This is a genomic window from Microbacterium testaceum StLB037, from assembly GCF_008763945.1.
In the GTDB taxonomy this organism is placed as follows: Bacteria; Actinomycetota; Actinomycetes; order Actinomycetales; family Microbacteriaceae; genus Microbacterium; species Microbacterium testaceum_G.
In genome coordinates this window covers 247,246-269,128 of record NZ_VTQH01000003.1, presented here as the reverse complement: position 1 = coordinate 269,128, position 21,883 = coordinate 247,246, and the positions used below count along the sequence as shown (strand labels likewise).

The window sequence follows — 21,883 nt, the reverse complement described above, 5'->3', positions numbered from 1 at the left end:
GACGAAGGACCCCGGATGCCATGGCATCCGGGGTCCCGTCGTGTCACCGATCAGTCGGCCTGGCGCGTCGCCCGTCGACGAGCCACGAGGCCCAGCCCCAGCAACGCGAGGGCGGCGAGCACGCCCGCACCCATCCACGCGGTGTCGGCACCGGTGACCGGCAGTGCGCCCGTGCCCGAGCCCTGCCCGGAGCCGCCCTGGCCCGCGCCCGTGCCTGAGCCGGTGCCGGCGCCGCTGCCCGGCAGACCCCCGCCGTCACCGACGGCGGCCACCTGCACGGGGACGACGACCTCGGTGCCGCTGGGCTGAGCGGTCAGGCGCAGCTGCAGCGTTCCGGCGGCATCCGCGGGCACACCCACGGTGACCGCCGCGGAACCGTCCACCACCGCGACGCTCGTCGCCGAGGGCGCGGCCAGGGCCGCGATCCGCGTCGTGGGAGCGGGCAGCGAGGCGACACGCGTCGACGCCGCGGCGGCGCCGAACGACGCGTCGAGGGTCGTGTTCGCGGGGGCGCCGAGCGAGGTGAGGTTCAGGTTCGACACCGTCACCGTCACGTCCTCGCCGGCCGCCGCCGAGGTCGAACCCGAGACCTGCACCGAACGCGCGGTGAAGTCGGGGGTCAGATCGGGGTGGGCCTCAAGGTAGTCGATCCACGCGTCCCGGTCGATGAGCCCGGAGTCTCGGGTGTCGCCGCCCTCTTTGAAGACCGAGAAGCTGTCGCCACCGCCGAGCAGGAAGCTGAACGAGCCCACGCGGTACTCGGCGGCCGGGTCGACGCTGATGCCGTCGATCCAGATGCCGGTGATGCGCTGGCCCGCGGGCTGGGCCGCGTCGTAGGTGTAGCGGACGTTCTCCGAGACGCCGAGCGACAGGTTGGTGGGGCGGCCGGCGGCGTCGCCCCACTGCTGTTCGAGCACACGCCGCAGTTGATCACCGGTGAGGGTGGTCGTCCACAGGTTGTTCAGGAAGGGCAGCACCGCGTTGGCCTCGGCCAGCGTGATCACTCCGTCTCCGGCGTACAGCAGCTCGTCGCGCAGACCGCCCGCGTTGACGAACGCGAGGTCGGCGCCCCCGCGCGACGGCTCTGCGAGCGTCTCGCGCAGGGCGTCGGCGACCAGGCCGCCCAGGGCGGACTGCTTCGAGCGATCGTCGCGCTTGCCGCCGGTGTAGACACCGTCGACGTAGGCTCCCCCGCTGAAGGCCGTGGTGATGTCGGCGGTCACCGACCCGACCGGCGTCCGGCCCACCACCTCCGCCTTGTCCCGCGCCGCCTGGACGATGCCGGCGACCTCCTTCACCCGCGGGTAGGTCGCGATGAGCTCGGCGTCGAGTTGCGCGCTGGTCTGCGGCGAGACGGTCGCCACTCGGGCGACGTTGCGCGCGGTGGAGCCGACGACCTCGCCGGCGCCATCCACATCCAGCACGGTCTGTCCGATGTTCTCGCCGTAGCTGCCGGTCTGCACGATCGGGCGCGTCCGCTCCTCGCCGGGGATCGGCGCGTTCCACGCGTACTTCTGGTGCGTGTGACCGGTGAAGATCGCGTCGACGGCCGACGAGGTGTCGTTCACGATGCGCGCGAACGGCCCGCCGGCGGCGAGCGCCTGCTCGAACGTCGTCGGCTCACCCGCGGTCGATCCCTCGTGGTACTGAGCCACGATGACGTCGACCCGGTCGTCGATCTCGGCGACCACGCGGTTGACCTCGGCGACGGGCTCGCGGAACTCGATGCCCTCGATGCCGCCCGGCGACACGAGGGTCGAGGTCGACTCGGTCACGGCGCCGATGACGCCAACCCGCACTCCGTCGACCTCGAAGATCTCGTAGGCGGGGAGGATCGGCTGCCCATCCTTATAGACGTTCGCGGCGAGGTAGGGGAAGTCCGCGCGGGTCGAGACGCGACCGGTCAGGTCGGTGGCACCCTTGTCGAACTCGTGGTTGCCGACCGCGGATGCCGCCAGATCGAGCGCGTTCAACACGTCGATCGTGGGTTCGTCGCCGAAGTACGACGAGGCGAACACCGACGCGCCGATGTTGTCGCCGTTCGAGATGAACAGCGAGTTCTCGTCGCCGTACTGCGCGCGCAGCTGCTCAACGGTGCCGGCGAACTTCACCGTGTTGGCGTCGATACGACCGTGGAAGTCGTTGATGCCGATCAGATTGACCTTCGTGGTCTCCGGCGCGAGATCGAGCCCCACGATGACAGGGTCGTGGTCGCTCGAGCGGTAGGGCGTGGTGTCGTAGAAGTTCAGCACGTTGTAGTTGAAACGGCTGTACTCGAGGGCGAGGGCCTCGACGGCGTTGATGTTCCAGATGTCGGTACCGGTCACCAGCTCGCGCGCCGAGGGCGACGCCAGCACGTGATCGAGCGAGCCCGACTGGCCGCTGTACGAGTACGAGTACTTGCCCGTTCCCGCCTCGAGCGGCTCGAAGCCGAACTCGCGCAGCTTCTGGATCGGGTCCTCCTGCGAGTAGGCGTTGAAGTCGCCGAGCAGGAACACGTCGTCGGTGCCCACCGCGGCCGAACGGGTCTTCGCGAACGCGCCGAGGGCCTCCGCCTGACGCACACGGTCGCCGTTGAACGCACCCTGGATGCCGTTGGCGTTGTCACCCGTCGCCTTCGGGGTGCTGTCGCCCTTCGACTTGAAGTGGTTCACGATCGCGAGGATCTTGGCATCCGGATTCGCGACCGGGGCGAAGGCCTGCGCGAGCGGCTGACGTGCGTTGCGGAACGCCGCGTCGTCGAGAACGACGCTCTCGCCCACGGGGGCGGCGACGGCCTTCTTGTAGATGAAGGCCGTGCGGATGACGTCCTCCGAGGCCGGGAGGGTGGCGGGCGAGGGCACGAACGCCCACTGCTCCGACCCGAGCGCGGTGTTGAGCGCGCCCACCAGCGTCGACAGCGCCGCGTCGCGGTTCTTGCCGAACTTCGCGGAGTTCTCGATCTCTTCGAGCGAGACGACGTCGGCACCCAGGCCGTTGATGGCGGCGACGATCTTGGCCTGCTGGCGCTGGAGGTTGGCGTCGTCCGCGGCACCGCGCGGCCCCGGGGCGGGGCAGGTGTTCGCGGTGACGGGGTTGTTCTCACGGTCGCGGTACACCGAGGTGCAGTTCACGCTCGCCGCGGTGGTGGTGAAGTAGTTCAGCACGTTGAAGCTCGAGATCTTCAGGGTGCCACCGACCGGCTCCGGCGATGCCGTGCGGGTGTTCTCGAACGTGGCGGGCTGCACCGCGTCGGCGTTGTCGACCGTGAGCTGCTGCGTCGGCTGGAACTTCCAGGTGCTGTTGCGGTAGTCGAGGATGACCGGCTGGGTGAAGGTGACCGGGGCGCCCACGCGCACCGGGTCGGTCAGCGACACGTAGGGCAGGGCGATGCCCTTGTTGGCGTCGCTGAGGAAGTTGATCGACGCGCCGTCGTCGAGCACGACACCGCGGGCGTTGTTGTCGGCGACCGCCGCGACGTACTGCGGGGTGTCGGGGCGCGCGACGTCCGTAGGGGTGCGCAGCGGCGTCGTGCCGGAAGCGAGACCCACCTCGGCGTACTGGTTGGTCGAGTACGTGTTCGTGACGGTGAAGTCGCCCTGCGGGGCGAGGAGCATACCCTCGAAAGCCTCGCGCTCCTCCTCGGTCTTGGGCCACTCGATCTTGGCCGGCTCCACGGCGGCGGCCTGCTCGGTCAGCACGCTCACCCCCGCGGCATCAGCGGTGATCTGCGTCTGACCCGAGAACTCGTTGGCCGTACCGGTCACCTCGATGTGCTGACCGATCGCGACCTTGGCGGTCGCGGCCGAGCCGTAGACGAAGACCGCGTCGGATGCCGTGTGCGTCGCGAGGTCGATCTCGCCACCGGTACCGGGCGTCTGGATGAAGAAGCCGTTGTATCCGCCGGTCGGGTAGGCGGCGGTCACGATGCCGCGCGTGGTCACGGTCTGCCCGGCCAGCGGGGTGGTGGCACCCGTGCCCTGGATGTCACGGGTGGGGATGACCTGACCCGGGGTGACCGGGGGCGCCTGCGTCGGCGACGTGGTCTGCGAGGGCGACGGAGACGGCGAGGCCGAACCCGACGGATCGGGGTTCGGCGCGGCGGGGCGCGAGCCCTGCGGGGTCACCGTCGTGGTGTTGGTGAAGTCCTTCGAGTTGTCGTCGGTGTCGACGAAGCCGGTTCGCACGAGCGAGTTCGGGGTGGTGTTGCCGCCGGTGACCGTCGCCGGCGCCGTCTCGAAGCTGACAGCCGAGCCGTAGCCGAGGAAGTCGACGACGCGCGAGTCCGAGACGGATCCGCCGGGGATCGCCAGCGACTCGGCGACGTTGGCGAGGAAGATCTGGCCGGAGGTGCCCGCGGGGTTGAGCGTGCTCGTGAGGTCGGTCGGCGGGAGATCCGCGCCGTTGGTGCCGTTGCCCGGCAAACCGATGAGGAAGTACCCGCCGGGTTCGATCAGGCCGCTGAGCTGCTGGACGCCGGAGCCCGAGGGCTTGTCGACGTTGGAGTCCTTGCGGTACTGCAGCGACCAGCCCGTGAGGTCCTGCGCGGTGTCGCCCGCGTTGTACAGCTCGACGAACTTCTTGTTGTAGAAGGCGCCGTTGCTCCCGCCCTTCAGATAGGCCTCGTTGATCACCACCTTCGAGCCGACGGCGGCCGAAGCCGGGAGCGGGGCGAGCGCAGAACCCAGCAGGGCTGCGCCCAGAGCGGCGCTCAGAACGGTGGTGAAACGGCGTGCGGGCACGCGTGAGACATCGGAAGGCATGGGTCTCCAAGTACCGGCGTGCGCGAGGCGACGTCGGGAGGTGGGGGATCGACGGGGGGTCTCAACGACCGTAAACGATCCGCATACCTTTTTCCCAGACTTCTTCGTTTCGATCTGATGAACATCGGTCCCCCGACTCATGGAACCCGGTCTCACCGACCGGCTGCGACCGCCGCGTGGAGGTTTACACAATTCCCGATCTCGGCCCGAAACGACGAGGACCCGAATGCCAGTGGCATCCGGGTCCTCGTTTATCGCGTGAAGCGACCGAGAAGCGTGACTACTTCAGGGTCACCGAAGCGCCGGCCTCCTCGAGGGCAGCCTTGGCCTTCTCGGCGGTCTCCTTGTTCGCGCCCTCGAGCACGGCCTTGGGAGCACCATCGACGACGGCCTTGGCCTCGCCGAGGCCGAGCGAGGTGAGCTCGCGGACGACCTTGATGACCTGGATCTTCTTGTCACCGGCGGCCTCGAGGACGACGTCGAACGAGTCCTTCTCCTCGGCCTCTTCGGCGGGGGCAGCGCCACCGGCGGCGGGGCCGGCAACGGCCACGGGGGCGGCAGCGGTGACGTCGAAGGTCTCCTCGAACGCCTTGACGAACTCGGAGAGCTCGATGAGGGTGAGCTCCTTGAACGCGTCGAGCAGCTCTTCGGTGCTGAGCTTAGCCATGTTGTATCTCCTTGATCGGGTTAATCATCCGGGCCGGGTCAGGCCGCGGTGTCCTGCTTCTCGCGCAGCGCGTCGACCGTGCGAACGGCCTTCGACGGAAGCGCCTGGAAGACGTATGCCGCCTTGGTCATCGTCGCCTTCATCGCACCGGCGAGCTTCGCCAGCAGGACTTCACGGCTCTCGAGATCGGCGAGCTTGTTGACCTCATCCGCGGACAGAGCGGCGCCATCGAAGTAGCCGCCCTTCACCACGAGCTGAGGGTTAGCCTTGGCGAAGGCACGCAGGCTCTTCGCGACGGCGACAGGGTCACCGTGCACGAACGCGATGGCAGACGGGCCCTTGAGCTCGTCGTCCAGTCCCGTGACCCCCGCGTTAGCCGCGGCGATCTTGGTCAGCGTGTTCTTCACCACGGCGTAATCCGCGTCCTGACGGATGTCGTTGCGCAGCTGCTTGAGCTGGGCAACCGTCAGACCGCGGTACTCGGTCAGCAGAACGGCGGTCGAGCTCTCGAAGTTCTTCGTGAGCTCGGCGACCGATGCATCCTTCTGCGCCATGGCCACTCCTTGTGTGAACGAGGCGCTCCGCGATGGCGGGGCGCCGGCCGAAGACACCGGGGTCCGGACAAAAAGAAGAGCTCCGGCGCAGGCGCACGGAGCTCAGGAGAGTTTCGTTTACCTGCGTAGGTCCTCCGCTTTTCAGCAGACGCTTCGATCGACGTGCACGCACGACGATGACCGACGGTCTTTGGCTTGTCCCCCACTGTACCCGATCCCCCGCCCCCTCGCCAATCCGCCCGCCCGGCCCGCGCCCGCCGCGCCCCGCCCCACCCCGTCGCCCACCGCGTCCCGCGCGCCCGCCGCCGCGTCCCCCGCCCGCCCCACCCCGTCGCCCAGATGACCCGCGTTTACCGAGATGACGCGTGTTTCCCGCGCAACCCGGGTCATCTCGTGCATCGCCGGTCATCTCGGCTTCCCGCCCGCTCGCGCAGACCCCGGGCTGCGACGGACGGCACGCATGAGGTCGTGGGATCAGCGGGGCGGGCGGACGCCGAAGGAGGCGAGCCGAGCGGCGAGCGTCTCGGGCGTGCGGATGTCGCCGAACCCGCCTCGGCAGAGGCGCCAATGGGTCGTTCCGCGGATCCAGTCCTCGCGGCGCTTCTCGTCGAGCAGGACGGTCTCGATCGACCGGCCGCCGCGCATCGCGGCATCCCTGTACTTGACCTCGCCGTCAAACTCCCAGAACGTCCGCACGTCGCGAAGCCCGATGTCGACGTAGTACGCAGAACCCTGAGGTCCCGCGACGGCAACCTGCAGGTCGATCTCCCGGAACCCGATGCGGTGCAACTGCAGCCGACTGACACTTTCGCCGGGGAGTTCTGCCCGCCCGTCGGCGAACTCAATGACCTCGCGCGCCCGGCGGATGCCACGCGACCCGGCTGCGCGACCCGCGCGCTCCCGCATGCGATCGCGCCACGCCTCTTGGGCATTGGCGTCGAATCGCCGCGACGACACCACCTCACGCCTCAGCGCCGCGTCGGCGCACGTGAGCGACATCTCGAGAGGGGCCGTGCGCGCGATGTCGAACACCGTGCGGTCCAGGCTCGTGCATGCGATGCCCTCGATCGTCACGACGTCGTCGTCGGGGAGTGCGTCGAGATGTCGCCGGAGGCCGGCGCGACTCGACCCTCCGATCGCACCCGCGAGCGTCACCTCCACCGGACGGTCAGCGAAGCGGTACTGCGGCAGTCCGTGGACGACAGCCGCAGACGTGTGAGACACCACCGCGAACCCCCCGCGCGTCGCCGACATGGCAGCCTCGACGGCGACCCGGTGCCGCTCGGCGGGAAGCCGCGCGAGATACGCCGTGCGCTCGACGTAGACGCCCGGCTGCAGACGAAGCCACGGGCCCTCTTTCGACGCCAGTGACAGAACGCCCGCGGGCACGCCACGAGAGAGCAGCTGCTCGCGCGAGTACAACCCGAAATCGGCGCCCCACCCCAGCTGCTCCCATCGCATTCCCCGATGCTCAGGCATCCTGACGCTTGCCCGCTCGCCTACCGCCTCGATCCGTGGACAGCCGGCTCCCGTCGACGGCTGTGCAGGAATCCCCTCAGCGCCCGCGACCCTCGCCGAGACGACCGCCGTTCGCCGAGAGGACCCGCCATGACGGCGCATCCCCGGTCATGTCGCGAATCCCCGGTCATCTCGCGAATCCCTCGCGGCGCGCGCCCCCTCAGGACACCCGCGCCTCCGGCAGCATCGCCCGGGTCATCCGCACGATGCGCGAGGGGGTCCGGGCGCCGAGCCATACCGTGCACACCGGCGCCTCGCCGCAGGCCCACTCGGCGCACCACGCGTGGATCGCCGTCGCGAGCCTCTCCCCGCGCGGACGCAGCTCGCCGTCGCGCGTGCGGTCGAGCCAGCTCACCCGAGCCGAGGGGGCGTCGAACGCCTCGACCTCGCCCGCGCCGCGGATCTCGACGAGCACGGTCGCGTGCGCCCCGGGAGACAGGGCCGCGGCGATGCGCCGCATCTCGGAGATGTTCCGCGCGTCACCGCCCAGCAGCACGGCCCCCTCGAGGTCGCACCAGCGACCGCCGTCGGGGCGGCGCAGCAGGGAGGGATCCGAACTCATGGACACAACTTAGGTCGCCCTTACCTCGACCACAAGACCCCGGATGCCGACGCGCCGCCCCTCGCATGCGATCCACGGGCCGTCGGGGTTAGGGTCGAACGCATGTCCCCCGAGCTCGTCGCCTCCCGCAGCGCCGACCTCGACGCCCGGATCGTCGCCGACTCGCGCGACCGCGTCGCCTGGATCCGCGCGCGCTCCCGCGGCATTACCGCCACCGATGTCGCGACGCTCACCAGCGCCAACGCGATCTCGAGAGCGGCGGATGCCAAGCTCATGGGCTCGAACTTCTCGGGCAACGCCTTCACGGCCCACGGTCGTCGTCGCGAGCCCGAGATCGCCGCGTGGGTGGCGGCGACCCATGGCATCCGCCCCTCTTCCGCCCTGTATCACGCGGTCGTCGAGAAGCGTCACCTCGCGACCCCCGACGGCGTGGTCGTCGACGGCGAGGGGCGCATCGTGCTCGCCGAGATCAAGACGACCAACAAGGCGTGGCGTTCGATCCCCAAGACGTACATGCGTCAGATCTGGTGGCAGCAGCACGTGCTCGGCGCCGAGCGCACCCTCGTGGCGTGGGAGCAGCACGACGGTTTCATCCCCCTGCACGACGAGCCGCGGTGCCAGTGGATCGACAGGGATGATCGCGAGATCGCGAAGCTCGTGGGTCTGGCGACCTCTCTCATCGACGAGCTCTACCGCCGCACCATGGAGGCGCGCCAGCCGCGCCCCGAACCCGTTCGCCCCGAACCCACGGAGCTGTACCGCGCTCTCGCGCTCCTCGATTAATAGTTGACGCAAGTCAAGCAACAGGCGTATCGTTGACATCAGTCAACCAATCGCGCCATCGTCGTCGCGGCATCCGTCCCCCTTCTTCGTGGAGCTCCGCATGACAGCCACCTCTTCCGACGCGCCCGCTCAGCGGCGCGTGTTGCCGGCCCTGATCGGCCTGCTGCTCGGCACCTTCGTGTCGATGCTCGCCTCGACGGTCGTCTCGACCTCGTTGCCCGTCATCGTGCACGACCTGTCGGGCGACCAGAACGCCTACACCTGGGTCATCACCGCCACCCTGCTGACCACCGCGATCTCGACCCCCATCTGGGGCAAGCTCGCCGACCTGTTCAACCGCAAGGTGCTCATCCAGATCGCGATCGCGATCTTCGTGCTCGCCACCGCGGCCGCCGGGTTCTCGCAGAACACCGACATGCTGATCGCCTTCCGCGCGATCCAGGGCCTCGGCGCCGGCGGTCTCGCCGCCCTCAGCCAGGTCATCATGGCCGACATCATCAGCCCCCGTGAGCGCGGTCGCTACATGGGCCTGTTCGGCGCGGTCATGGCCGTCGCCACGGTCGGCGGGCCGTTGCTCGGCGGCGTCATCACCGACGCGTTCGGCTGGCGCTGGAACTTCTTCGTCGCCCTCCCCTTCGCCGTCGCGGCCCTGCTCATCCAGCAGCGCACGCTGCACCTCCCGGCGCGGGCCAAGCGCACCGTGAAGATCGACTACGTCGGCATCGTGCTGCTCTCGGCCGCCGTGTCGCTGCTGCTCATCTGGGTCACCAACGCCGGCAGCACCTTCGAATGGGCCAGCACCGAGACGCTGCTCATGGTCGGCGGCGCCGTGGTCGCCGCGATCCTCTTCGTCGTCGTCGAGCTCCGCTCCTCCGAGCCCCTCGTGCCGCTGACGCTGTTCCGCGACGCCACCTTCACCCTCGCCACGATCGCCTCGATCGCGACCGGTCTGGCGATGTTCGGCACCTCGGTGTTCCTCAGCCAGTACATGCAGATGGCCCGTGGCGCCACGCCCACCGAGGCCGGCGTCATGACCATCCCGATGATCGGCGGCCTGCTGGTCTCGTCGATCGTCGTCGGCGCGCTCATCTCGCGCTACGGCCACTGGAAGCCGTTCCTCATCACCGGCGGTGTGCTGCTGATCGCGGGCTCGTTCCTGCTGTCGACCATCCACTACGACACCAACTTCGCCCTCGTCTCGATCTACATGGCCCTGCTCGGCGCCGGAGTCGGCATGACGATGCAGAACCTCGTCCTGGTGGTCCAGAACACCGCGAACCCCACGCAGATGGGCGCGGCGAGCTCGGGAGTGACGTTCTTCCGCAGCCTCGGCGGCACGATCGGCGTCTCGGTCATGGGTGCCGCGCTGGCGAGCATGGCGACGAGCCTGTTCACCGACCGCGCCGACGATCTGAAGGCCGCGATCATGGGCCTCGGAGCCGAGGGCGCGTCCGTGGCGCAGAGCCTGCAGTCGGGAGCCATCCCCCAGGTGTCGACCCTCCCCGAGAGCGTCCGCGTCATCGTCGAGGACATCTACGCGCAGTCGATCGCGCACTCGTTCCTCATCGCCGTGCCCGTCGCGGTGGTCAGCCTCATCGCGATCCTGTTCCTGCCGAACCGCCCGCTGACTCGCATGACCACCACCGAGCGCGTCGCGGCCAGCGAGGCCGACTTCGCCACCGTGTCCGTCCCCGAGGCCATGGCCACGCTCTCGGCCACCGGCACCATTCCGACACAGGATGCCGGTTCCTCGCGCCGCGCACGCCGCGACGCCGAGATGGGAGAGGATGGCTGACGTGACGAGCGAAAAGGACGACGAGCGCCGCGAGGCCGTGCAGGCCCTCGAGTCGTCGTTCTCGGAGCTCATGACCGTGTTCCGCCGCTTCGTCTCCGAGGCGGCGGAACGCGTGAGCCCCGGGATGCTGCCGGCGACGTTCAAGGCCCTGTCCGTGGTGAGCCGCTTCGGCCCGCTCACCCTGTCGGCCCTGGCCGAGCGTCTCGCCGCCGACAAGGGCTTTCTCAGCCGGTCGATCACCGAGCTCGAAGACCTCGGCCTGGTCACCCGCACCCCCGATCCGAACGATCGCCGTTCCCGGCTGATCGCTGTCACCGAGCTGGGTCACTCCCGCTTGGCGGAGGCGCGTGCGCCCCACGAGAGCCGCCTGTTCGAGGCCATCGCCGATTGGACGATCGACGACATCCGGCACCTGTCGACGCTGCTGCACGCCCTCGCCGTGGGCGAGGTCCCCGTCCGCGACTGACCCCGCTGCCTCGGGGCGCCGGGATCGGGCTTCGCGACACGGTGACCGAGGCGTAACACCGCCGAGACAATCCCGGGGTTGACTGAGGGGATCGCGGCGAGGCCGCCGCGCACCGACCGCAGCGAGAGTGAGCGCCCGTTGAGATTTCGATCGACGCGTCCCGAGACCGCCCTCCAGCCCGCTCCCCCGGTGCCCGACACGATGCGCGCGGTCGTCCTCGACGCGCCGGGGAGCGCCGACGCCCTGCACCTCGCCGAGGTCGCGGTTCCCACCCCGGTGCTCAGCGAGGTCCTCGTGCGGGTGGTGGCGGCCGGCATCAACCCGATCGACGCGAAGACCCGCGCGGGGCGGGGACTCTCCGGCGGCATCTCGTCATGGCCGGCCGTTCTCGGCCTCGATGTGAGCGGCGTCGTCGTCCGCGCTCCCTTCGACGCGCACCCGTTCCCGGTGGGCACCGAGGTCTACGGCATGGCGACGGTCCCCCGCACGAGCGGGTCGTACGCGGAGTACGTCGTGGTGCCCACCCTGTCGCTCGCGCGCAAGCCCGCGTCCCTCTCGCACGTCGAGGCGGCGGGGGTCCCGGTCGCGGCCCTCACCGCCTGGGGCCTCGTCGTCGAGACCGCCCTCGCCCACCAGGGCCAGCGCATTCTCGTGCACGCGGGCAGCGGCGGCGTCGGCCACTTCGCGGTGCAGTTCGCCGCCTACTTCGGCGCTCACGTCATCGCGACCGGGTCGCCGCGCAATCTCGACTGGCTCCGCGAGCTGGGGGCCGCCGAGGTCATCGACTACACCTCGACGCGGTTCGAAGAGGCGGTCTCCGACGTCGACGTGGTCATCGACCTCATCGGCAACGTCTCCGACGACACCGGCACGCGTTCCCTCGAGGTGCTGCGACCCGGCGGACTGCTCATCGAAGTGCCCACCGGGGCATGGCCCGGCTTCCGAGAGGCGGCCGCAGAGCGCGGCATCCGTTCCACCGATTACAAGACGATCCCCGACGGCGGGGCTCTCGCGACGATCACCCGGCTGCTCGAGTCGGGCGCGGTGCGCGTGTACGTCGAGCACGTCTTCGAACTCGCCGACGCCGCCGCCGCGCACACCGAGCTCGAGCGCGGCCACACACGCGGGAAGATCGTGCTGAGCGTCAGCGACGACTGAGCTCACCCGACGGCGAGCATGCGTCTGCCCTCGTCGACGATCTCGTCGGCCACCTCGTCGAGCAGCGGCGACGTGAGGTTCCACTGCTGCCAGTAGAGCGGAACGTCGATCGGATCGTCTCCGAGCCGCACGAGCTCGCCCGAGTCGAGGGCCGCCGCCGACTGGAACCCCGGCAGCAGCCCCCACCCCAGGCCCAGTTCGACCGCCGTGGCGAAGTCCTGGGATGCCGGGACCCGGTGCCGGGGTGGAGCTGCGGCCGGCACTCCCCGGCGCGCCAACCACCGCGTCTGCAGGTCGTCGCGCCGGTCGAAGTCGACCACCGGAGCGACGCTCAGCGCCCCGGCGCCGACCCCGTCGGCGAACCAACGCGCGACGAAGGCGGCGGTGGCCACGGCCTCGTAGCGCAGCACGCCGAGCCGGCGCACGCGGCATCCCGCAACGGGCGCCTCTCGCGAGGTGACCGCGGCCATGACGGTCCCCGACTCGAGCAGTCCCGCGGTGAAGTCCTGGTCGTCGCGGTGCAGGTCGAACACGACCGCCCGGCGCTGCGCCACCCGCGCGAGGGGCGGCAGGAACCACGTCGCCAGGGAGTCCGCGTTCACGGCCAGCGGGACGGATGCCACGGCCCCGCCCTCCGCGCCGATCGCGGCGAGGGCGTCGTGCTCGAGCAGCGCGAGCTGACGGGCCAGGCGCACCACGGCGTCGCCGGCCTCGGTCGCGCTCACGGGCTTGCTGCGCACGAGGACCACGCGTCCGAGCTGGTCCTCCAATGCCCGGATGCGTTGACTCACCGCGGAGGGGGTGATGTGCAGCCGGCGGGCCGCGGCATCCAGCGTCCCCTCCTCGACGACCACGGCGAGCGTGCGGGCGAGATCGAAAGGAACGGGCATGAAGGAATGCTAATGGTCCTGCAGAATCATGAGCTGGTCTTGAGGTGCGTCGCTCCCTATCGTCGACATCGTGCTCCCCTCCCTGCTCGCCGGCCTCGGCCTCGGTTTCTCGCTCATCGTCGCCATCGGCGCGCAGAACCTCTTCGTCCTGCGGCAGGGCGTGCGGCGCGAGCACCTTCTGGCGGTCGTCGCGGTGTGCGCGGTCTCCGACGCGATCCTCATCCTGCTCGGGGTCTCGGGCATCGGCCTCGTCCTGCAGGCGGTGCCGTGGCTCATCGTGGTCGTGCGGTGGGCGGGGGCCGCGTTCCTCGTCGGCTACGGCCTGCTCGCCGCGCGCCGTGCGCTGCGCCCGAGCGGGGCGACGCTGCACCTCGACGCACCGGCCTCCGTCTCGACCCCGGACGCCGGACGCACGACCGTCCAGACGCGTCCGACGCGCACGACCCTGACCGCCACCGTGCTGACCTGTCTCGCCCTCACCTGGCTCAACCCGCACGTGTACCTCGACACGGTGTTCCTGCTCGGCTCGGTCGCGTCGACCCACGGCGACGGCCGCTGGGCGTTCGCGCTCGGCGCGTGCGTGGCGAGCCTGGTCTGGTTCTCGGCCCTCGGCTACGGTGCGCGCTTCCTCGGCCGCTGGCTCGACACCCCGCGCGCCTGGCGCATCCTCGACGGTGTCATCGCCGTGGTCATGTTCGCGATCGCGCTATCCCTGGTGCTGCCGCACTGAGCTCGCGCCCGGCTGCCCGTGTTCGGGAGAATGGCCCGATGCGAACGGTGACGATGACGGTGACGGGCCGCGTGCAGGGAGTCGGCTTCCGATACTCCCTGCGAAGCGAGGCCGAGCGTCTGGGGGTCGACGGCTGGGTGCGCAATCGCCGCGACGGGTCGGTGGAGGCCTTCCTCGCGGGAGACCCCGACGACGTCGAGGCCGCGATCGCCTGGGCGCACGACGGCCCGCCCGGGGCCCGCGTCGACGAGGTCGACGTCGTCGAGGGCACCGGGGAGACGGCATCCGGATTCGAGATCCGCGACACGGTCTAGATCAGACCGGGAGGCCGGCCCGCAACTCGGCGAGGACGTCGGCGGCGGCGTCGTATCGCGACAACGCTGCCGCCTGACCCGCCCACATCGACACCAGCTCGGCGTCGCCGCTCGCGGTCGCCGCGGCACGGAACACCCCGGTCAGCCAGTTCTGCGCCGGGAAGGGGGCGATCATGCCCGACGCCTCGATCTCGCGCATCGCCCGGTTCGGGATGCCACGCGCCAACCGCCCGCTCATCGCCCGGGTCAGCACCGTGTCGGTGTCCGCCGCCCGGCCGATGGCGTCTCGGTGGGCCGCGGTCGCCGCCGACTGACGGGTGCACAGGAACGCCGTCCCGACCTGAACGCCCTCGGCGCCGAGGGCCAGGGCGGCCGCGACCCCGCGCCGATCGGCGATCCCGCCCGCGGCGATGACGGGGATGCCGACGGCGTCGACCACCTGCGGCACCAGGGCGAACGTCCCGACGAGCGAGGCCGAGGGCTCGCACAGGAACGACACGCGGTGGCCGCCCGCCTCCGACCCGGTGGCGACGACGGCATCGACCCCCGCGTCCTCGAGCGCGACGGCCTCGGCGACCGAGGTGGCGGTGCCGATGACGCGGATGCCGTGATCTCGCGCCGCCGCGAGGGTGTCGGCATCCGGGATTCCGAAGACGACGCTCAGCACGTCGGGCCGGGCCTCGAACACGGCGTCGAGCTGGTCGGCGATCGGAGGGAGGAACGCCGCCGGGGGCACGGGGGCCTCGACCCCGGCCGCGGCGAACAGCGGAGCCGCGGCGTCGAGGAACGGCCGCACGTCGAGGTCGGCCGGGGCGACCTCGTCACCGCGCGGGAGCCAGAGGTTCACGGCGACGGGCCGCGAGGTGGCGGCGCGCAGCTGCGCCACCGTGTCGCGGATGCGCTCGGGCGTGTAGCCGTACAGGCCGAACGACCCGAGCCCTCCCCCGTCGCTGACGGCGGCGGTCAGGGCGACGGACGACAGCCCGCCGAAAGGGCCCAGGACGATCGGCACGTCGATGCCGAGGAGATTCTCGAGGCGGCTCATACCTCGACGCTACTGCGGGCGCGATTACTCCGGGTCCGGCCCCTCGAGCGGACGCAGTAGCCGGTTGAGGAAGCGCTGCGTGCGCTCCTTCTTCGGCTGACGCAGCAGCTCGGACGGGGCCCCGCGCTCGACGATCACTCCCTCGTCGAAGAACAGCACCTCGTCGGCGACCTCGCGGGCGAAGCCGAGCTCGTGCGTGACGATCACCATCGTCCAGCCCTCGTTCGCGAGTTCGCGCAGCACCGTGAGGACCTCGCCCACGAGCTCCGGGTCGAGAGCACTGGTCGGCTCATCGAACAGCAGGAGCGAGGGCTGCAGGGCGAGGGCGCGCACGATACCGACGCGCTGCTGCTGGCCGCCGGAGAGCTCCGACGGGTAGGCGTCGCGCTTCTCCGACAGGCCGACGCGCGCCAGCAGGGTCTCGGCGCGAGCGATGGCCTCGGCCTTGGCGACGCCGTGCGCCTGGATCGGCCCCTCGATGACGTTCTGAATGACCGTGAGGTGCGGGAAGAGGTTGTGGTGCTGGAACACCATCGCCGAGCGATCGCGCAGCCCGGTGCGGTCGGCTTTCGACACCTTCCCGGCGAAGTCGACCACCGGCCCTCCGTCGAACGCGACCACGCCGGCATCCGGGGTCTCGAGGCCGTTCAGGCAGCGCAGAACCGTGGTCTTGCCCGAACCCGAGGGCCCGATCAGCACGAGCACATCCCCGCGGCGCACCTCGAGGTCGACGCCGTCGAGCACGCGGTTCGTGCCGAAGCTCTTCTGCAGCCCCGAGACGGCGAGCAGCGGGGCGGAGTCAGTGGGCGACATGGCGATCCAGCCTCTTTTCCAGGGCGTTCTGCCCGAACGACAGCACGAGGCAGAACAACCAATAGATGAGCGCGGCCTCGAGGTACACCGCCATGAACTCGTACGAGAAGGCGGCGATGGCCTGCGCCTGGCGGAAGAGCTCGGTGACGAGGATGAGGGATGCCAGCGAGCTGTCCTTCACGAGCGAGATGAACGTGTTCGACAGGGGCGGCACCGAGACGCGAGCCGCCTGCGGCAGGATGATGCGCGTCAGCGTCTTGCGGCGCGAGAGGCCCACGGTGTGCGCCGCCTCCCACTGCCCGCGGGGCACCGACAGGATCGCCGCGCGGATGACCTCGGCGGCGTACCCGCCGACGTTCAGCGAGAACGCGATGACGGCCGCGGGGAACGGGTCGATGGTCAGGCCCAGCGACGGCAGCCCGTAGAAGATCACGAACAGCTGCACCAGCAGGGGCGTGCCCCGGATGATCGAGATGTAGAACCGGGCCACGCCCGACAGCACCACGTTCCGAGACAGCCGCAGCAGGGCCATGCCCAGCGCGATCACGAGACCGATCGCGAACGACGCCAGGGACAGCGGGATCGTCCCCGTGATTCCGGCCAGCACCATCGGCCAGAACGAGTCGACGAGCAGCGTCCAGATGTCGTTCATGGCCCTCCTTCCTCACACGCCAGCGGATCATCCGCCTCCCACGCTAGGGCGGGCGGGCGGATGATCCGCGGGGCTTTACACCGGGTGCTTACTTCGTGACGTCGGCCCCGAAGTACTTGTCGCTGATCGAGGCGAGAGTTCCGTCGGCCCGAAGCTCTTCGAGCGCTCCGTCCACGGCATCCGCCAGCTTGTCCTGGCCCTTCTTGAAGGCGAAGGCGCTCTCGGAGGAGTCCTCCGTCGTGGCGGCGATCTTCAGGCCCGTGGGGCTGTTGGTCTTCTCGTAGTCGAGGTACGTGAGCTGGTCGTTGACCGTGGCGTCGACGCGCCCCTGCTTGAGCAGCGCGACGGCCTGGGCCCATCCCTCGACGGCCTCGACCTGGGCTCCGCTCGAGGTCGCGAGCTCGTACCAGTTGCTCGTGAGCGACTGGGCGGTGGTCTTGCCCGCCAGGTCGGCGAAGCTCGAGATGGCGTCGTTGCCGTCGGTCGTCACGATGACACCGCGCGAGACGGTGTACGGCGAGCTGAAGGTGTACTTCGCCTGACGGTCGGGGTTGATCGAGACCTGGTTGGCGATGACGTCGAAGCGGCCGGCGTCCAGCCCGGCGAAGATCGCGTCCCACTGGGTCTCCTGGAACTTCACCTGCAGGCCGAGCTTGTCGGCGACCGCCTTGGCGATCTCGACGTCGAAGCCGGTGAGCTCACCCGCACCCTCGTGGTACGAGAAGGGGCGGTAGGTGCCCTCGGTGGCTACGGTGAGCGTGCCGCCGGAGATCAGGCCGAGGTCGCTCCCGGCATCGGGGTTCGCCGCGGAGGAGCCGCCGCTGCAGGCGGTCAGCGCGAGGGCGCTCAGGCCCAGGGTGGCGGCGAGGACGGTCAGACGGCGACGGGGCATAGCTGTTCCAGACATGTGTGGGGAGGTGGAAGGGGGGGCACGCGGTGCAGGCGTACCCTCCAGCAGAACACGCTCCGGCGGTGTGCTCTTCCCGCATGACGCCGTATTGCACGATCGTGCAGCCGGGGCGCCGCCCCGGGAACGCGAAAGCCCCGCCGGCATGAGGCGCGGCGGGGCTTCCGGTGACGGATGTCAGACGATGGAGTTGACGTCCAGCGGGATGCCGGGACCGAAGGTGGTCGAGACGGCGCCCTTCTGGATGTAACGGCCCTTCGAGCTGGACGGCTTGAGGCGAACGATCTCCTCGAGCGCAGCCTTCAGGTTCTCGTCGAGCTGCTCGGCCGAGAACGAGGCCTTGCCGACGACGAAGTGCACGTTGGCGTGCTTGTCGACGCGGAACTCGATCTTTCCGCCCTTGATCTCCTCGACGGCCTTGGCCGGGTTGGGGGTCACGGTGCCGGTCTTGGGGTTCGGCATGAGGCCGCGGGGTCCGAGGACCTTACCGAGGCGACCGACCTGGCCCATGAGCTCGGGGGTGGCGACGGCCGCGTCGAACGCGGTGTAGCCGCCGGCGACCTTCTCGATGAGCTCGGTGCCACCGACCTCGTCGGCACCGGCGGCGAGAGCGGCCTCGGCCGCGGCGCCGTTGGCGAAGACGATGACGCGCGCGGTCTTACCCGTGCCGTGGGGCAGGATGACCGTGCCGCGGACCATCTGGTCGGCCTTGCGGGGGTCGACCGAGAGCTTCAGCGCGACCTCGACGGTCGAGTCGAACTTCTTCGAGCCGGTCTCCTTCGCGAGGGTCACCGCCTCGGTCGGGGTGTAGAACGTGTCGGCCGCGATCTTCTCAGCAGCGGCGCGGAATGCCTTGGACTTGGTAGCCATTGTTATCTCCCTCAGTCCTCGACCGTGATGCCCATGGAACGGGCGGTACCGGCGATGATCTTCGAGGCGGCCTCGATGTCGTTCGCGTTCAGGTCGGGCTGCTTCGTCGTGGCGATCTCGCGGACCTGCTCCTTGGTCAGCTTGCCGACCTTGGTGGTGTGCGGCGTGGGCGAGCCCTTCGCGAGACCGGCGGCCTTCTTGATGAGCTCTGCAGCGGGGGGCGTCTTCAGGATGAACGTGAAGCTGCGGTCCTCGTAGACGGTGATCTCGACGGGGATGACGTTGCCGCGCTGGGCCTCGGTCGCCGCGTTGTACGCCTTGCAGAACTCCATGATGTTGACGCCGTGCTGACCGAGCGCCGGACCGATCGGCGGCGCGGGGTTGGCCGCGCCCGCCTTGATCTGGAGCTTGATCAGGCCGGTCACCTTTTTCTTGGGTGCCATATCCTTTTCCTCTCTCGAGCGGGAACCTCGCGGCTCCCTCTCTCCCGCACGCCCGGCGGTTCCGGACAGCGGTCGTTGCGCACTGACGCACGCAACCTTGCCATTGTACGCGACGCCGGGCGTCCCGGCATCCCGCGCCCTCTTCGCCCCGTCTCGCCTCCGTTCCCCGCTCTGGCTTACTGCGCGCGCGGCTCCTCCACCCCGCGATAAACGCTTACTGCACTGAGAAACGCTCGCGGAGGGCGTTTGCCAGTGCAGCGCGCGTTTATCGCCGAGGGGCGGCCGGGGGAACTCCTCCACAGATGCCGGGCGACCGGGGCCGTCCACAATCGGCCCGGAATGGCCGCTCTCGCGTGCCAGACACCTCGACGATGGCGGGATGCTCACGTCGACCGAACTGGCACCCAGTCCATCGCCCCTCATCCACGCGCGCGACGCTCGAGCGACGGGGCTTCATCTCGAGCTGAGCGACACGGCGCTCCGGGTTCGCAAAGGCGTCTACACCTCTCGAGCACGGTGGGAGGGGGCGGCGGAGTGGGAACGATATCTCATTCGCGTGCATGCACTGGCCCACGCTCGACCGGACGCAGTCTTCTCGCACGAGTCCGCGGCCGCTTTATGGGGACTACCCCTCTTCGGGCACCCCCGCGACGTGCACATCTTCGATGAGCGGCGTTCACGGTCGCTGCGATACGGAGACGTGACCGTGCACACGAGCGAAGACGAACGGTCGTTCGTCGAGCACGGGGGGCTCCGGATCACCTCTCCGGATGACACCGTGCTCGATCTGGTCCGGTGCCTGCCCGCCGCCTTCGGCCTCGCGGTGGTGGACGCGGCACTTCGCATGTTCCCGGATGCCGTCACCTCCGACGGACTGCGGCTGCTTTCGACTCAGCAACGCAACATCCGGGGGCGCGCGCGCATCCCCTGGGCGCTGGACCGCGCCGATGCCCGTGCGGAGTCCGTCGGCGAGTCCGTCAGTCGCGCAGTGATCGAGTGGTGGGGCTTCCCGGAGCCTCAGCTGCAACGGGCGCACGTCATCGAGGGCCGGACCTATCGAAGCGACTTCGCCTGGCCAGATGTCCGCGTCGTCGGTGAGTCGGACGGGTGGGAAAAGTACGGAACCGTCATGGACGACGCGCGGCGCGCGGTGAGAGCCGAGAAACGACGCGAGAACGACCTCAGACGGGACGGGTGGTCGGTGGCGAGGTGGGACTTCGCGGACGCTGTGCGGGGTATCGGGCTGCGAGACGCGCTTCTCGCTGCGGGCGTCCGCCCGGTGAGGAGACCGCAGACCGCGCGTCTGCACGCCATCGGCCGGAATGCGCGGTCGCTCCCCGCCGCCCCTCCCCCGCGATAAACGCTCACTGCACTCAGAAACGCTCGCTGAAAGCGTTTGCCAGTGCAGCGAGCGTTTATCGCCGGGGGGGGACCCCGGAAGCGACGAACGCCCCGCCGGCCGGGGCCGAGCGGGGCGTTCGCGAAAGACGCGGGTGGCGTCAGATCATCTTGGTGACCTGGTCGAACGACAGCTCGACCGGGGTCTCGCGCTCGAAGAGCGACACGAGCACGGTGAGCTTGCCGCTCTCGGGCTTGATCTCGCTGATCGTGCCGGGCAGGCCCGCGAACGAGCCTTCCTTGATGGTGATCGTCTCGCCGGTCTCGAAGTCGACCTCGGCGGGGACGACGCGGGCCGTCGTGGCCGAGCCCTTGGCGGCGGCGCCCTTGACGGGAGCGGCCTCCTTGACCTCGACGAGGCTCTTCAGCATGTTGAAGGCCTCTTCGAAGCGCAGGGGCGTCGGGTTGTGGGCGTTGCCCACGAAGCCGGTGACGCCGGGGGTGTGACGCACGACCGACCAGGTGTCTTCGTTGAGGTCCATGCGCACCAGCACGTAGCCGGGGATGCGCACGCGGTTGACCATCTTGCGCTGGCCGTTCTTGATCTCGACGACGTCCTCCATGGGGACCTCGACCTGGTAGATGTCGTCCTCGACCTCGAGCGTCGACTTGCGCTGCTCGATGTTGGCCTTCACCTTGCGCTCGAAGCCGGCGTAGGAGTGGATGACGTACCACTTGCCGGGGAGCATGCGCAGCTCGGTGCGGAACGCCTCGTAGGGGTCGGCGTCTTCGTCGATGTCGTCGGCGTCCGCGCCGTCGATGTCGACCGCGGCGTCGGCGGGCGACTCGGAGGCCTCGGCCTCGTCGACCTCGCTCGCGGCAGCCGAGACCTCGTCGACGAAGTCCTCGTCGAGGACGGGAGCGTCGGGCTCGCCGTTGACGTCGGGACCGTCGTAGGGGGTGACCTCGTCGGCGGCCTCGGCGGCCTCTTCGGCCTGCTCCTCGGCGAGGGAGTCGGTCAGGACCTCGGCGGCGGCCTCAGCCTCGCTGGTCTCGTCGATCTCGAGAGCGTCGTTCACGATCGCGTCCGCCTCCGGGTCGGTGATGTCGATGTCGCCGAGGTCGGCGTCGTCGGTGTCGGTCTCGTCGTCGACGATGTGGACGGCCGCGTGCTCGGCCGAGTCGGAGGCGCGCTCCTGCGACTGGAGCACGTTGCCCTCCTGGGCCTCGTCGTCCTCGCTGGACTGCTCGGCGGCCGTCGCCCAATCGGCGTCGTCGACATATCTTTCAGACACTGTGATCTCTTCCGTTCAGAGGCGGCCGCTCTTGGCGCCGCGCGTCCGCCCAGACGCCGGTCAGGCGCCGGCGGTACCGGGGACGCCGAAGACGGCGGTGGTGATCCACACGAACAGCACGTCGAGGCCGTAGACGATCGCCATCATGACGACGACGAACCCGAGGACGACGGCGGTGAACTTGATCAGCTCCTGCCGCGTCGGCGTGACGACCTTGCGCAGTTCCGCGAAGACCTGACGAATGAAGAGGGCGATCCGCGCGAAGAAGTTGAGCTTCTTCTCGCGGGGCGCGCCGCGGTCAGCGACGATCTCGCCCTTCGCCTCGTCCTGCGTCATCGAAC

General features: G+C 69.8%; 21 protein-coding genes. 7 read left to right on the top strand and 14 right to left on the bottom strand.

Annotated features, from left to right (window positions below):
• Window positions 1-50 precede the first annotated feature (50 nt).
• From F9B98_RS13615 to F9B98_RS13590, 5 genes are all read right to left on the bottom strand, one after another.
• Entirely contained in the window at window positions 51-4,742 is a 4,692-nt protein-coding gene (locus F9B98_RS13615) for an ExeM/NucH family extracellular endonuclease (RefSeq protein WP_150958362.1), read from the bottom strand.
• 280 nt (window positions 4,743-5,022) lie between these two features.
• Complete coding sequence (gene rplL, locus F9B98_RS13610; protein ID WP_013585572.1) at window positions 5,023-5,409, bottom strand: 50S ribosomal protein L7/L12; 387 nt, start codon at window positions 5,407-5,409, stop codon at window positions 5,023-5,025.
• A 38-nt stretch (window positions 5,410-5,447) separates the two neighbouring features.
• Window positions 5,448-5,963, bottom strand: coding sequence for a 50S ribosomal protein L10 (gene rplJ / locus F9B98_RS13605; protein ID WP_150958360.1), 516 nt, complete (start codon window positions 5,961-5,963; stop codon window positions 5,448-5,450).
• 474 nt (window positions 5,964-6,437) lie between these two features.
• A complete protein-coding gene (locus F9B98_RS13595; protein WP_150958356.1) occupies window positions 6,438-7,424 on the bottom strand; it encodes a hypothetical protein in 987 nt (328 codons plus the stop codon).
• Between the two features lie 217 nt (window positions 7,425-7,641).
• Window positions 7,642-8,043: an SIP domain-containing protein gene (locus F9B98_RS13590; protein WP_150958354.1), complete on the bottom strand. Its 402-nt coding sequence runs from the start codon at window positions 8,041-8,043 to the stop codon at window positions 7,642-7,644.
• Window positions 8,044-8,145: 102 nt separating this feature from the next.
• On the opposite strand from F9B98_RS13590, the gene F9B98_RS13585 reads away from it, so the two are divergent.
• From F9B98_RS13585 to F9B98_RS13570, 4 genes are all read left to right on the top strand, one after another.
• Complete coding sequence (locus tag F9B98_RS13585; protein ID WP_150958352.1) at window positions 8,146-8,826, top strand: YqaJ viral recombinase family protein; 681 nt, start codon at window positions 8,146-8,148, stop codon at window positions 8,824-8,826.
• Window positions 8,827-8,926: 100 nt separating this feature from the next.
• Entirely contained in the window at window positions 8,927-10,621 is a 1,695-nt protein-coding gene (locus tag F9B98_RS13580) for an MDR family MFS transporter (RefSeq protein ID WP_150958350.1), read from the top strand.
• A gap of 1 nt (window position 10,622) precedes the next feature.
• On the top strand, window positions 10,623-11,087 hold the full coding sequence (locus tag F9B98_RS13575; protein WP_412177044.1) for a MarR family winged helix-turn-helix transcriptional regulator: 465 nt from the start codon (window positions 10,623-10,625) through the stop codon (window positions 11,085-11,087).
• Window positions 11,088-11,225: 138 nt separating this feature from the next.
• The gene (locus tag F9B98_RS13570; RefSeq protein WP_412177043.1) at window positions 11,226-12,245 is read left to right on the top strand and encodes an NADP-dependent oxidoreductase; all 1,020 of its coding nucleotides are present in this window, start codon (window positions 11,226-11,228) and stop codon (window positions 12,243-12,245) included.
• Window positions 12,246-12,247: 2 nt separating this feature from the next.
• Here the strand turns inward: F9B98_RS13570 and F9B98_RS13565 are convergent, their stop codons facing one another.
• Window positions 12,248-13,135, bottom strand: coding sequence for a LysR family transcriptional regulator ArgP (locus tag F9B98_RS13565; protein ID WP_150958345.1), 888 nt, complete (start codon window positions 13,133-13,135; stop codon window positions 12,248-12,250).
• Window positions 13,136-13,205: 70 nt separating this feature from the next.
• Between F9B98_RS13565 and F9B98_RS13560 the strand changes: the two genes are divergently transcribed.
• Window positions 13,206-13,865 (top strand): LysE/ArgO family amino acid transporter, encoded by a 660-nt coding sequence (locus tag F9B98_RS13560; protein WP_150958343.1) that lies wholly within the window; start codon window positions 13,206-13,208, stop codon window positions 13,863-13,865.
• A 38-nt stretch (window positions 13,866-13,903) separates the two neighbouring features.
• Window positions 13,904-14,179: an acylphosphatase gene (locus tag F9B98_RS13555; protein WP_150958341.1), complete on the top strand. Its 276-nt coding sequence runs from the start codon at window positions 13,904-13,906 to the stop codon at window positions 14,177-14,179.
• Window position 14,180: 1 nt separating this feature from the next.
• Here F9B98_RS13555 and F9B98_RS13550 read toward each other — a convergent pair whose 3' ends face one another.
• From F9B98_RS13550 to rplK, 6 genes are all read right to left on the bottom strand, one after another.
• Window positions 14,181-15,224 (bottom strand): NAD(P)H-dependent flavin oxidoreductase, encoded by a 1,044-nt coding sequence (locus F9B98_RS13550; RefSeq protein ID WP_150958339.1) that lies wholly within the window; start codon window positions 15,222-15,224, stop codon window positions 14,181-14,183.
• 24 nt (window positions 15,225-15,248) lie between these two features.
• On the bottom strand, window positions 15,249-16,037 hold the full coding sequence (locus tag F9B98_RS13545; protein WP_150958337.1) for an amino acid ABC transporter ATP-binding protein: 789 nt from the start codon (window positions 16,035-16,037) through the stop codon (window positions 15,249-15,251).
• On the bottom strand, window positions 16,024-16,689 hold the full coding sequence (locus tag F9B98_RS13540) for an amino acid ABC transporter permease (RefSeq protein ID WP_150958335.1): 666 nt from the start codon (window positions 16,687-16,689) through the stop codon (window positions 16,024-16,026). The genes F9B98_RS13545 and F9B98_RS13540 overlap by 14 nt, the downstream gene beginning before the upstream one ends.
• Before the next feature lie 88 nt (window positions 16,690-16,777).
• Window positions 16,778-17,581 carry an amino acid ABC transporter substrate-binding protein gene (locus F9B98_RS13535; RefSeq protein WP_150958333.1) on the bottom strand — a complete coding sequence of 268 codons (804 nt, stop codon included), beginning with the start codon at window positions 17,579-17,581 and terminating at the stop codon, window positions 16,778-16,780.
• A 192-nt stretch (window positions 17,582-17,773) separates the two neighbouring features.
• Complete coding sequence (rplA, locus tag F9B98_RS13530; protein ID WP_150958331.1) at window positions 17,774-18,466, bottom strand: 50S ribosomal protein L1; 693 nt, start codon at window positions 18,464-18,466, stop codon at window positions 17,774-17,776.
• An 11-nt stretch (window positions 18,467-18,477) separates the two neighbouring features.
• Window positions 18,478-18,909 carry a 50S ribosomal protein L11 gene (gene rplK, locus F9B98_RS13525; protein ID WP_058232721.1) on the bottom strand — a complete coding sequence of 144 codons (432 nt, stop codon included), beginning with the start codon at window positions 18,907-18,909 and terminating at the stop codon, window positions 18,478-18,480.
• A gap of 379 nt (window positions 18,910-19,288) precedes the next feature.
• On the opposite strand from rplK, the gene F9B98_RS13520 reads away from it, so the two are divergent.
• Entirely contained in the window at window positions 19,289-20,269 is a 981-nt protein-coding gene (locus F9B98_RS13520; RefSeq protein WP_150958329.1) for a type IV toxin-antitoxin system AbiEi family antitoxin domain-containing protein, read from the top strand.
• 139 nt (window positions 20,270-20,408) lie between these two features.
• Here F9B98_RS13520 and nusG read toward each other — a convergent pair whose 3' ends face one another.
• Window positions 20,409-21,542, bottom strand: a complete 1,134-nt coding sequence (gene nusG / locus F9B98_RS13515) for a transcription termination/antitermination protein NusG (RefSeq protein WP_150958327.1) — start codon at window positions 21,540-21,542, stop codon at window positions 20,409-20,411.
• Between the two features lie 60 nt (window positions 21,543-21,602).
• Entirely contained in the window at window positions 21,603-21,878 is a 276-nt protein-coding gene (gene secE / locus F9B98_RS13510; protein ID WP_150958325.1) for a preprotein translocase subunit SecE, read from the bottom strand.
• Between the last annotated feature and the right edge of the window lie 5 nt (window positions 21,879-21,883).